This window comes from Roseibium salinum (genome assembly GCF_026240905.1).
Classification (GTDB): Bacteria; Pseudomonadota; Alphaproteobacteria; order Rhizobiales; family Stappiaceae; genus Roseibium; species Roseibium salinum.
In genome coordinates, this window is the sequence record NZ_JAPEVI010000003.1 from 2,749,414 (window position 1) to 2,761,972 (window position 12,559).

At 62.2% G+C, this 12,559-nt stretch carries 8 protein-coding genes and 1 tRNA gene; 1 reads left to right on the top strand and 8 read right to left on the bottom strand.

Translation table 11 applies throughout. The annotated features are described in order from the left end of the window. Positions 1 to 11: 11 nt before the first annotated feature. Positions 12 to 1,097 (bottom strand): anhydro-N-acetylmuramic acid kinase, encoded by a 1,086-nt coding sequence (locus ON753_RS17260; protein WP_265963844.1) that lies wholly within the window; start codon positions 1,095 to 1,097, stop codon positions 12 to 14. Further along, positions 1,094 to 2,446, bottom strand: coding sequence for an aspartate aminotransferase family protein (locus tag ON753_RS17265; RefSeq protein WP_265963845.1), 1,353 nt, complete (start codon positions 2,444 to 2,446; stop codon positions 1,094 to 1,096). The genes ON753_RS17260 and ON753_RS17265 overlap by 4 nt, the downstream gene beginning before the upstream one ends. Before the next feature lie 302 nt (positions 2,447 to 2,748). On the opposite strand from ON753_RS17265, the gene ON753_RS17270 reads away from it, so the two are divergent. Continuing rightward, positions 2,749 to 3,813: a hypothetical protein gene (locus ON753_RS17270; RefSeq protein ID WP_265963846.1), complete on the top strand. Its 1,065-nt coding sequence runs from the start codon at positions 2,749 to 2,751 to the stop codon at positions 3,811 to 3,813. 80 nt (positions 3,814 to 3,893) lie between these two features. Here ON753_RS17270 and ON753_RS17275 read toward each other — a convergent pair whose 3' ends face one another. From ON753_RS17275 to ON753_RS17300, 6 genes are all read right to left on the bottom strand, one after another. After that, on the bottom strand, positions 3,894 to 5,591 hold the full coding sequence (locus ON753_RS17275) for an alpha/beta hydrolase (protein WP_265963848.1): 1,698 nt from the start codon (positions 5,589 to 5,591) through the stop codon (positions 3,894 to 3,896). A 287-nt stretch (positions 5,592 to 5,878) separates the two neighbouring features. Next, on the bottom strand, positions 5,879 to 7,558 hold the full coding sequence (locus ON753_RS17280; RefSeq protein WP_265963850.1) for a DMP19 family protein: 1,680 nt from the start codon (positions 7,556 to 7,558) through the stop codon (positions 5,879 to 5,881). A 496-nt stretch (positions 7,559 to 8,054) separates the two neighbouring features. Then, positions 8,055 to 8,131: transfer RNA gene (locus ON753_RS17285), tRNA-Cys, on the bottom strand. Between the two features lie 224 nt (positions 8,132 to 8,355). Further along, entirely contained in the window at positions 8,356 to 9,828 is a 1,473-nt protein-coding gene (locus ON753_RS17290; RefSeq protein ID WP_265963851.1) for a sensor histidine kinase, read from the bottom strand. Positions 9,829 to 10,108: 280 nt separating this feature from the next. Beyond that, the gene (locus ON753_RS17295) at positions 10,109 to 11,539 is read right to left on the bottom strand and encodes a dihydrolipoyl dehydrogenase family protein (RefSeq protein WP_265963853.1); all 1,431 of its coding nucleotides are present in this window, start codon (positions 11,537 to 11,539) and stop codon (positions 10,109 to 10,111) included. A gap of 26 nt (positions 11,540 to 11,565) precedes the next feature. Beyond that, complete coding sequence (locus ON753_RS17300; protein ID WP_265963855.1) at positions 11,566 to 12,351, bottom strand: TVP38/TMEM64 family protein; 786 nt, start codon at positions 12,349 to 12,351, stop codon at positions 11,566 to 11,568. Between the last annotated feature and the right edge of the window lie 208 nt (positions 12,352 to 12,559).

Below are 12,559 nucleotides of genomic sequence, written 5' to 3' on the forward strand. Positions count from 1 at the left end.
GTGTGCGGATCCTATCCTGCCGCGGGCAGATAGAGCTTTCCGCCGCAGACCGGACGGGTCGCGCCGGTGGTTTCGGGAAAGGTCGTCGGCAGGCCGGCCTTGAAGCGACCACCCAGAAACGCCATCGCCTGCGCTTCCAGCGCATCGCCGTCGATGCTGTAGTCGTCGGCCGAGGCCACATCCCCCGACAACAGTTCGCCGAGCGTCTTCATCAACACGCGATTATGCCGCCCGCCGCCGCAAACCACCCAGAGCCTCGGCTTTGCCGGCAACAAGCCTTCCGACATCGCAATCGCCCGCGCGGTGAAGGCCACCAGCGTGGCGGCGCCGTCCTCCAGGCTCAGACCTTCGGCGAAGCCGCCCGAGAAGCTGTAGCGGTCGAGGGATTTCGGGCCGGGCTCGGAAAGGAAAGGATGCAGCAGCGCTTCGCGCAGGCGGGCCTCGTCCACCTCTCCCCCGGCAGAAATCGCGCCGCCGGCATCGTAGTCTCCCGCCCCATGCTTGCGGACCCAGTCATCCAGGAAGGCGTTGCCGGGACCGATGTCGAAGGCTTGCAGCCGGTCCCCCTCGATATAGGTAAGGTTCGACACACCGCCGATATTCAGGAAACAGAGCGGCTCCCAGTCTTCGCCGACCAGCGTCTTGGCGAGCGCCTGATGGTAGACCGGAACAAGCGGCGCCCCCTGCCCGCCGGCCGCCATATCGGCGAGGCGCACGTCGGCGATGACCGGCAGTTTCAATATGTCCGCCAGGCGCTCGGGGTGGCCCAGCTGGACGGTCTCACCGGCCTTCGGATCGTGCCAGACCGTCTGGCCATGAAAGACGACCGCATCGGGCGTCAGGCCGTGTTCGAGCACGAAGGCCTGGATTGCCCTGCCATGCTCGGCCGTCACGAGCCGGGCGAGATCCGGCCAGGTTTCACGATCCGCGCCCTTTTTCGCGGCCGCCTGCAATACGGCGCGTTTCGTCTCCGGCTGGTAGCTCGCGGTTTCTGCCGGACCGAAGTGAGCAACCGTCAAGCCGTTCGTTCCGATCTCCGCAAGATCGATCCCGTCGGCGGACGTGCCGCTGATGGAGCCGACAATGGACCAGCTCATAGCCCCTCCGCGACTGCCTTAATGCCGGCTTCGGCAATGTCGAACATCTCGTTCACCTGTGCCTCGGTGATGATCAGCGGCGGGCAGAAGGCCAGGGCGTCGAGCATGTTCCGGGAAATCAGGCCGCGTTCCTGGAAGACCGCGTTGGTCTTCGCGCCAAGCGCGCCCGGCGTTGCCGCAAGGCTTTCATGGGAAAGTTCGGCCGCGCCGATCAATCCGATGCCGCGGGTCTCGATCACCAGCGGGTTTTCCGCCAGGCCGGCCAGGCGTTTCTGGAAGACCGGGGCAATCGACCTGACGTGTCCGACGAGATCCCTCTCCTCGATGATCTTCAGGTTTTCCAGGGCAACGGCGGCGGCGACGGGATGGCCGCTGCCGGTGTAGCCGTGTCCCAGAACGCCGATCTTGTGGGATTCGTCGGCGATCGGCTGATAGACGTCGTCATTGATCAGCAGCGCGGATATTGGCTGGTAGGACGAGGACAGCGCCTTGGACAGCGTCATGATGTCCGGCTGAAGATCATAGGTTTGGGTGCCGAACATGTTGCCGGTGCGGCCGAAGCCGCAGATCACTTCATCGGCAACGAAGAGAATGCCGTATTTCTTCAGAACCGGCTGGACCGCCTGCCAATAGCCGTCCGGCGGCACGATCACCCCTCCGGCGCCCATGACCGGCTCGGCAAAAAAGGCGGCGATGGTCTCGTGGCCCTCGGCCAGGATCATGTCCTCCAGGTCCTGCGCGCAGCGGCGGGCGAAATCTGCTTCGCTTTCGCCTTGCCTTTTCATGGTGCGGTAGTGCGGACAGGTCGTGTGCAGCACCTGGGGGATCGGCAGATCGAAGGAGCGGTGGTTGTTCGGCAGGCCGGTCAGGCTCGCCGAGGCGATGGTGACGCCGTGATAGCCGCGGACGCGCGAGATGATCTTCTTGCGCTCCGGCTGGCCCAGCGCATTGGAGCGGTACCAGATCAGCTTGATCGCCGTATCGTTGGCCTCGGAGCCGGAATTGGTGAAATAGACCTTCGACATCGGCACCGGCGCCATTTCGATCAGCTTTTCCGCCAGCTCGATCGAAGGTCCGTGGCTCTTGTAGGTGAAGGTGTGATAGTAGGGCAGCTTTTCCAGCTGCCGGGTCGCCGCGTCGACGAGGCGCTTTTCGCCGAAACCAACGGCAACGCTCCACAGGCCCGCCATGCCCTCGATATAGCGCTTGCCGTTGATGTCCTCGACATAGATCCCCTCGCCCTTGTCGATCACCAGGGCGCCGAGTTCTTCCTGGCGGCGCGCATCCGCATATGAGTGAAGCTGGAAAGCCGTGTCGCGGGCTTCAAGGGAATTCGGCAGCTGGGCCATGAAACGCCTCTTATCGTTGAAATACTCGTGGAATTCAGTCGTCGGCCACGGACTCGAATTCAGTCCGCGCCGCTCACGCCACGCTAGTGCCGTCAAGGCCGCAGCACAATCGGGATTTTCGGATCGCTGCCGGATCGCGGACGGATTCATCACCGATCATAGCAGGAGGATGACCGCTGCGGTGTGACGCGCGTCTCTGCCAATCGCCTGGCCTCCCTCCCATTCTCTACAGCACAAGCAACAAGGCCGTGTTGCCATGCGATCGCGGCCGGCCAACGAGATATATTGTCAAGGAAACACAGATGCTTTCGCTGTCGCGCTATCAGGACGAGATCAACAACACGACACGGGAATGGTACATGCGGAACCGTGATTTCGGATCGGCTTATTCCCGCGCGTTTACTTCATATTGGGAAACAATCAAGGCGCAGGTCGATGCTGATCGGGCGGCAGCGGAACGGAAGGCGCAACTGGTCATGCTGGCCCTGTCGCTCGCCGGGGGCAGCGCCCTTCTGTCGCTTTTCGGAAATGCCGCCACGAAATCGGTTGCCGCAGAACTGGCCAAGGACGCCGCTCTCAACATGACGGTCAAGCGGGGATGGGATCGGGCCTTCCAGACACTGGCCTGGGCGGATTCCAACCCGGCGGCGAATTTCGTGTTCGGCAAGCTTTGGGATGAACAGGTGGCCAAGCGGGCGACGAGCGAATTGACCAGTGCGCTGAAGAAAATCCCCCAGGAGGCTAAGCTGCCCTCCGGACCCGTCGGCAAGCAGCCTCAACCGCTCGAGTTCCAGAACGACCTCATGAACCACACCGATCGCTGTGCCAATGCAGCGAGCGTCGCCGGAACCTGGATCCACGACGCCATGGGCGGCGAAGGCGCGCTGGAGGACCTGCGCCGCAACAGCGCGTTCTTCAAAGTGCCCAAGGGATCGGTCGACAAGGCCAAGATGGCCGACCAGATCGAACTTGCCCTCTGGATGAAGTTCACGCTGGATCAGGACTATGTGGAAAAGGGCTACATTGAAATGACCGGCCGCGAGCGCGGCCAGATCTGGCGCAGGGTGATAACCAGTCGCGAATCCATCGATGTCAATCCGTGGAAGAAGGATTATCCGCAAAGCACGTATGCCGGCGGCAGTTGGAGGCAGCCGTTTGAATCCGTCCAGTACAAATCGATCGGCGAGGTAATCCGCAAGCGTATCAACGAACTCTACAAGTCAAACAACATCGACGCCTGGCTGTTTTCCTCGTCGATCAAGGGGCATGCCAATGCGTCTCAGGCAACATTGCGGAACGCGCAGACGACATTGGTGCAGCTTGCCGAACGAAACGCACGGGTCATCCAGTCCGCCATAACCCGTTAGGAGACACCCGGAATGTCCGCTCCGGACTGTCGTCGCATCGGCGCACAGTCCCCTCCAGCGGGCATCGCTGAGGCCGGCATTCACTCCCAGTCCTTGTAGATCGATTTCAGCCGCTCGAGTTCCGCCTTCGGCCAGCCTTCCGGCTCCGTCACCGCCACCCACGCGTCGATGTAGTCTTCGGGCGCGTAGCGGTGACCGAAGCCGCGCGGCACCTTGACGGCCGCGGCCATATCGACGGTCAGCTGCAGCAACGTGATGACCGGATACCAGCGCAACTCGCGCGAGACGTCCGGACCGCGCGGCGCGTCCATCCATGAAGGCTCCCGGTAGAGCGCCCTGGAGTCAAAGAACGTCACCGGGTCACTTGCGTATTGCAGGTATACGAAACGGATCGGGCCCCAGCGCGCGCCGGGCCGCTTCAGCTTGTTCCACTGGTTCTTGAACCTTATGACGGACCCGTCCCTGAAGACGGGCAGCCAGGCCGTCGATGACGGTCTGCGGTTCTCGATGATGTTTCGCCATCGCTCGCTCGCAAAAGGCGGGCCGGACCACAACGCGCCCTGGATCGGGTCTCCCAGGACGTCGTAAATGTCGGTCGACAATTGCGAATTCAACGCCCCGAGGCTCAAGCCGTGCAGATAGAGCCGGGGACGGTCGTTCCTGGGAAGCTGCGTCCAGTGATCGTAGATCTTGTTGAACAGGGCGTGTGCGGTTTCCGCGCCGTATTCAGGTTCGGCCAGCAGCGACAACCAGCTGGCGAGGTAGGAATACTGGACGGCGACGGTCGCCGTGTCGCCGCGGTGAAGATACTCGAGCGGATTGATTGCCGCCTCGTCGACCATTCCCGTTCCGGTCGGCGTGGCTATGACGAGCAGCGATCGTTCGAACGCCCCGACGCGTTTGAGTTCCTGAAGCGCCAAATCTGTGCGCTCCTCGATCGTGTCGGCCGAATTCAGGCCGACATAGACCCGTATCGGGTCCAGGGTGTCCCGGCCGTTGAAAAACGCGCTCAGCCGGGCGCGCCTCGGGCCCCAGGAAACGAACTGCCGGCCGGCTCTTCCCAGGTCTTCCCAGTCGAGAAGCGAGGCCTGGCTTCCCGTCCTGATGGGATTGACCGGCGGGTTCACGCCGCTTTCCACCAGCGCATCGAATTTCTGGTAGGACGCATCCGCCGCGCGAAGCCCGTATTTGATGAGAACGCCATCGACAAGCGCCCAGAACAGCGCGGCAGCCGCCAGGACACCGATCAGATGGGAAACCCGCCTCGGGATGTGCCGCCTGAGCCAGACGGAGGAAAGATGGACCGTCAGCCGGAAGACGAGACCCAGAAGATAAAGCGCGATGAAGACCGCGGTGGCGATTGCGGCAACCCGGAAGGGCCGCGCCGTGTCGACCGGTTCCATATGCATCAGGAAGCGGATGGAATTCTGCCATTCGGATGCGCGTTCCAGGAAGATGAGGGCGATTGTCAGGCAGATGACGGCTGCGGCAAGCTTGATGACCGCCTCGACGAATTCTCGCGGTTCGGGTAGTTCCAGATAGGCCCAGAGCCAGTGTGCGACAACGCCTATGGCATAGCCGGCCGCCAGCGAAACGCCTGAGAGAACGCCCTGCGTCACATAGGTGCGCGGGATCAGGCTCGGGGTGAGAGAAACGGCGAAGAAGAGCGTCGCCACCACAAGGCCGGGCGTCGAAAACAGCTTTTCCAGCCTGTAGAGCCAGTAGATCGGCGCTTTGCCGTAGCGAACGACATACGCCCGAGGACGATCGTGTTTCATGATGAGGCCTGCTCAACCATCTCAACAACGACGGCCACACCGGGCCGCATCCCCTGCTCACCGACCATGCTTCGGCATTTTTCGCAAAGGAAGGCGGCGCGAGTATGTCCACTCGGCGCAGCCCGCCGGCGCAGGGACGTGCTGGGTGCCCTTGCAGGGGTCTTGCCGGGGGCAAACGGAAATGCATGTGCCAGCTCAAAACCTGTTTCGGTTCGGCGTTGACGTCCTGAGCCGGGATCAGTTGCAACCAGCCTGGGAACATCCAGCGTTGCCGGGTTTAGTGGCGGCTATTGGCGCGGCGGAGAAAGTTCGCTCGTCAATCCGGAGAGTTCGTCGGCAGGGTACCGGGCCCTGCGGTCATGTCCGGCGACCGAAAACTCGACGAATTCCGGACAGGCGACCATCCGGTGGACTTCGTCGGCGTGCGGAAATTGCCAGACGAGTCGCTGAGTGCCGGCGTCCAGGCTTTCCAGGATACCCCGCTGGAAATAGGCCATCCTGCTGGCATGATCGCTCCATTGCATGTAGGCCTCTGGCACATGTAACTCTAGCATCAGGTCGGTCAGGCCGGGAACAATCCGGCTATGGCCGACACTTTTTCCCGCCACCCGGGCCGGAAACGACCTCAGCCAGTTTATAATAGGTCCCATTACAGCCGTTTGCAGTAGCGTACCAGGCGGCCGCACGAATGGAATTGGCTTCGGCCAACCCAAGACGTCGAACTCGTGGACCATGCCAAGCTTGAACATCGCCCTCGCGGCCTTCTTTGCCACACCAAAGCGCCAGTTCTCTTTCACCTCGTGCAGGACAACCCGATTTGCGGTTTTGCAGAGAAGTATGTCTCCGCCCGATGTCCCGGCAAGATACGCCTCTTGATAGCGCGGCGATAGATCGACGCGCTTCTCCAAATCTTCAAGGAAGGGCCCATCGCAGCCCGGGCGGGCAAGCATCGCCATTGCTGAAGCCACGGCGATCTCGGTGTCACCGGGCATCGCGCGTATTACGCGATCCAACTCCCTTCGCCGTTTCGACAAGTTTGCAAAAGGTGAGGCGGCAGCGATCGCTTCCACCCGGGCGTCCCATCCGCCGGAGGGAGCCAGTTCCAGCTGAGGGTGCTGCGCGATCCAGGCGGCGGCATGAATGTGATATCGGGTCAAGCCGTATAGCCCCGGATCCAGCATCTTTTCCCTTGCCTGGGCGGTTACATTCCTGATGCGGTCATAGGGCGTCGATTCCAGAAGGGCGAGCCTGATAGATGTGGCTAGCCGACCGACCTCACGCTTAACTTCGCTATCTTTGAAATTCGAAGGCTCAGGGCCTTGGACCTTGGAAATCTTCTGTTCGTAAAACGGCCGCGCCAGCTCCGCTGCTTCCTTCGCCACGTCCTCGGCGGTCCCGGTGGGCTGCAGGCGTTCAACTTCGGCGACAACGCTCGCCAAAGTCTCATCCAAACCATCAAGCCGGAACTTGTCGCGCAGGTCATCGCAATGCCCCGGCGGCAGGTTGTCGAGAAAAGCCGACCGTTCCTCGCAGGTGTAATTGAGAGCGAAAAGGGCCTTGTCCAGCTTGTCCAAGTCGTCGGCGCAATTGTCAGCGCCGTCTTGTTCGGCGGCCAGATCGGGATTGTTACGGCAAAAGGCGGCGCATTGGTCTACCAGTTCGGCGAGTTTGGGCAGTCCGATCATACGCGCTGCGCGCGATGCCCGCTCCATTCCCGTCTCGAGATGCTCGAAGCTGTTATGGATGAACTGGCTGTGCCCGCCATTGGAGACCTGGGCGTGATAAAAGTCCAACGCGTACATGTCGACCAGGTCTTGCCGCAGAGTGTCGGGGCAATACCCTTCCTCGAACAGTGCATTGACATAGGCCGCGAGGCCCGAGACCGGTTCGTAGATTTCTCGCTGGAATACGAATTGGGGCAGGATCAACGGGAGCGATGGATCGTTCGGACTGTATTCGGTTGGCATCTGATTGCCCTCCGTTTGGCAGACCGGTGCGGCCCATGAGATCGCCGGTTCCTATATTCAGACGGTGGCTGAACATGTTCGCCAAATGGGCCGCCGTCGTCACGTCACGCCGATATGTCCAATTGGGCCATGATCTCGAGCTGTTCCAAGTCAGCCTCGCTCATCAATACCGGACGTATGCCGGCACATTTCATCTCATATCAACTGCCGCGAAATAGCCGCAACGATGCATCGTGTCAAAACATTGCGGGACCCATGGTGATCGATCGCCGGATATGCATGATCAACATCTCTACCGTACTGGCCGGTCAGCTGCTGGGAACAACGGAAGTGGACGACGGCATTTGGCTGATCAGCTTCATGAGCCATGATTTGGAAACATCGAGCTGGAGCAGAGAACACTGCAGACAATCGACACCCGTTCGGCACGAGGTTGTAACCCATGTCTCCGGTACAAACCGCTACCTGCGTCTTCGGGCTAAGTCATTGGAAAATATGGCGCACCGGAGAGGATTCGAACCCCTGACCCCCAGATCTGTAGTCTGGTGCTCTATCCAGCTGAGCTACCGGTGCTTATGAGGCGAAGATCTTGTCATCGGGGTCTGGAGGACCGCTGATGACCGGTCTTGGCGCTGCGGGGTGCTGTGCCCCGGACAGGGCGCTTACCTACTGCGGACCGGCGGGGATTGCAAGGGACTTTTTGAACTTTTTTTCAAGGAACTGTCACATGCGCCCCAAAGTTGCGCAAACCCGCGCGGCGCATTGGAAGGGGCCGTCGCCCGCGCGAAAGCGAGCCTTTATCCGGGCCGGTCGGGCACGTCGAGGCGGAAACATGTGCCGTGGCCGGTTTCATCCAGACGGATGCTGCCGCCATGGGCCCTGACCAGCTCGGCCGCGATCGCAAGGCCCAGGCCGACGCCACCGGTCTTGGAGCCGCTGTGAAAGGCCTTGAACAGGGCGCTCTTGATGTTGTCCGGAATGCCGGGGCCGGTGTCGGATACGGTGATGCGGACGGTGGAACCGACGCGTTCCGCATCCAGCGTGATCCGCCGGACAAGGGTTTCGTCCTTTTCCGCTTCAAGCGCCTGGAGGGCGTTGCGGGAAAGATTGAGCAGTACGCGGAAGATCTGCTCCGGGTCCGCGTCGATTTCAATCTCCTCGGGCACCCTGTTTTCGAAGGTGACCGTCTCGTGGTCCGCCAGGCCGAGGACATCGGCGACGTCGTCGCACACCCGGCGCAGGGTCAGCAGGCGGCGCTGCGGCGCCCGCTCCTGCGCCTTGCCATAGGACATCACGGCCTGGGTATAGCTGACGGCCCGGTCGAGCGTTGCCAGGATCTTCGGCGCAAGGCGGCTGACGGTCGGGTCGGGCACATGTTCCAGGCGCTCCAGGAAGAGCTGGGCGGAGGCGAGAAGGTTGCGCAGGTCGTGGTTGATCTTGGAAACGGCCAGCCCGAGATCCGCCAGCCTCTGCTTCTGATGCAAAGCCCTTGCGAGCGCTTCTTCCATGTATGCCAGGCGGATTTCCGCATCGCCCAGTTCGTCCCGCCGGCCGGAAACGGACATGATGCGCGTGGCATCCTCCGGGCTTTCGGCGAACCGTTCCATCGATCGGGTCAGCCGGCGCAAGGGACGGATGAAGAGCGCGCGCAGCGTGACGTAGACCAGGCTTGCGGTGATGGCGGAAATGACAAGCGACAAAGCCAGAATGCGGCCGGAAAAGGCGAGCATCTCCTGTTGCAGCAGCGCGACCGGCAGGACCACATCCACCCGCTTGGTCTCACCCATCTGCCCGGCGCCGTTGATGCGCATGACGCCGTTGCCGCGATAGGTCAGGATCTGGAAACTGTTTATGATGGCGGACCAAGGGGTGACCTCTCCCATGTCGATGACGAAATCCACGTCATCCGGTACGTCGCTCATGGCGATGAGGCTGCGGCGGGTCCCCTCGTCGAGGGCAATGGCGACAGCGCCGGTGGTGCGCAGCAGCTCCTCCTGGAGGCGGGGCGCAATCGTGTTGGTTTCCGCCAGAACGGAGGCGGCGACCCCGGCGGTGGTGAGCTTGTCCATCAGCCAGGTGTTGCGGAAATTGGCAACGGAAGGCACGTAGATGCAGATTTCGGCCACCATCACGAAAAGAATGGTGAGAAGGAGCAGCTTGCCGGAGAGCCCGCCGAACCGGTAACGGCCGAAGCCGTCGCCGGCGTCTACCGGCGCGGCCTCACGCTCGGTGGGGACAACGGACCTTTGCGGCGTGCCCTCATGCTTCATGTCGCTTCCGTCCCAAACGTTTTCGGCATCAGATGTTCCGGCGAATGCGTAACAGGATGCCCTAAAATCTTGTGATCGGCCAATTAATCGCCTGTCAATCGCCCTGTGTGTTGAATTCGAGGTTCATCCGGAGCATTCCGGGATACGAGACGCCCTTCAACCGAACCGGCTGCCTTCCAAATTCCTACAGTGTTTTCGTCACGGCAGATCCGGAACTTGCCGCCGTTCTGTGGCGGGACCCAGTGGATCCGCCCGTTCCTCCGGGGCTGCGCGCCATTCCTCAACCGAATTTGCGCAGCAGGCCGATCAACCGGCGCACCCAGACATTGGCGGGAGCCTCCGCATAATAGGAAATTGCGGCCCGGCGCACCAGTTCTCCGAGGGTGGGATAGGCCGCGATGAACCCGGCAAGATCCTTCATCGTCATCTTCCTGGACAGGGCCAGCGACAGGAGATTGATGATCTCGCCCGCCTTCGCCCCGGCGATATCGGCCCCCAGCAGGCGGCCGCCCGGTCCGGCGATCAGTTTCAGACGGCCCGTCGTCTCACCCTCCGTGCGGGCGCGGTCATTTTCGTCATAGTCGGCGGTGAGCACTTTCACGCGCCCGCCGTATTTCTTTCTCGCCTCGGCCTCGGACAGGCCGACATGGCCGAGTTCGGGCGCGGTGTAGGTGACCCAGGGCACAAGGTCGTTGTTCATGGCAACGGGCAGGCGAAACAGGATGGAGCGGATCACCAGGCCGGCCTGATAGCCGGCCACATGGGTGAACTGCAGGCCGCCCGCCACGTCGCCGATCGCGTAGATCCGCCGGTTGGAGCTGCGCAGCCCCTTGTCGACCCGCACGCCTTTGCCGTCATGGTCGACGCCGGCGGCCTCGAGACCGAGGCCATCCACGTTGGCCACGCGCCCCGCCGCGACAAGCAGGTGGCTTGCGGCGACTTCGAGTGTCCGGCCCGCCGACGTTTCGGCCGAGATCAGAACGCCTCCCTCGGTTTTCCGTATCCCGCCGACAGCCGTTCCCTCCAGGATCTCGATACCTTCGGCCCTCAGCGCCCCAAGAACGATCGCCGCCATGTCCGGATCGTCGTTGCCGAGGGCCTGTTTCGCTTCGAACACGGTCACCTGCGCACCAAGGCGTCGATGAGCCTGCGCCATTTCCAGGCCGATCGGTCCGCCGCCGATAACCGCCAGGTGCTCGGGCGCCTCGCGCAGGTCGAACAAGGTCTCGTTGGTGAGGTAGGGGACCTGATCCAGCCCAGGGATGGGCGGGACGAAGGCGGTGGATCCGGTGGCGATCACGAACCGTCGGGCCCTGATCTCATGGTTTCCGGCAGCAAGCGTATCGGGTGAGGTGAATTTTGCCCGCTCGCGCAGGACCGTCACCCCGAGCCCCTCGAACCGCTCTTGCGAATCATGGGGCGCGATCGCGGCGATCACCTGGCGCACGTGATCGTTTGCCCGGGCGAAATCGATTTCCCGGTCCCTGGAGAACACGCCGAACTGAGGGCTCTTCGTTTGGCCGAACGCCGCCTTGCCCGCAGCCAGAAGCGCCTTCGACGGGACGCAGCCGTAATTCAGGCAATCCCCGCCCATGAGGCCTTTTTCGATCAGCACCACGTCGACACCGAAGGCGGCCGCGGCGGCGGCAACGGAGAGCCCGCCGGAACCGGCACCGATCACGCAAATATCCGGGGTCAGCAGCGTTGCCATGAAAGCTCCATCGAAAAAGGGGAAAATCAGCGGGACCGGAATTTCTTCAAGACTACCGGAATGAGGCTGACGAGCCCAAGGGCAAACAGCGCGATTAGCAGTTCGGACGTCACCAGGGCGGAGGCATCCACCTGGCAGGTTCCGGCCGAGGCGCAGCCGGGATTGGCCGCCTCCTGCGCCCTGATCACGCTGTCGAGGCCCGATCCGATGAAGGCGTAGGCAAAGGTGCCCGGAATGATGCCGAGGAAGGTGGCGAGCGCATAGGAAGAAAGCGGCATGTAGAAGACGGCGGGGGCAATGTTCACCAGCCAGAAGGGAAAGACCGGCGTCAGGCGCAGAAACATCAGATAGTGAAAGGCATCCTTGCGGAAGCCGTCGCGCAGGCGGGACAGGAACGGCCCGGCGCGCCGGGTCAGGACATCGCCGAGGGAGGAACGCGCCACCAGGAACACGGCGCAGGCGCCAAGCGTCGCCCCGACAACGGTGGTTATGCCGGCGAGCACCCAGCCGAACAGGAAACCGCCGGCAATCGTCAGGAGGGACGCGCCGGGGAAGGACAGGGCCACCGCGACAATATAGACCAGCGTATAGAGCAGCACCGCCAGAACGAGATGGTCCTCGACATAGGCCGCCAGTTCCTGACGATGCATGATGAGATTGGAAAGGGTCAGCTGGGTGTGCAGCCCCTGCGAGAAGGCAAGCGCCGTCAGACCGGCGAGAACGGCCAGGGGGAGCCATCTGCGCACAAGGCGGGAAGCAGAGCGCTTGCGTTTCGCTTCAGGCGCCGGCTCCGTGTCCTTCCGCGCTGTCATTGCGTTGGTCTCATCACCCGGCATTTCCAGTCCCTGATCTGTCGGCGGTTCCCGCCGGCCACGTTGGTCTTTTAGCCAGATGTACCCTAATCCTCACGAAAAGAACCATGCTTCACCGAGATGTGACGCGCGGACTGTCAGGCGTGACCTGTGTGTGATCGCGAGGAATTGCGAGATTCTTCGCGCGCAAAGTTGACTTGGTGCTGCA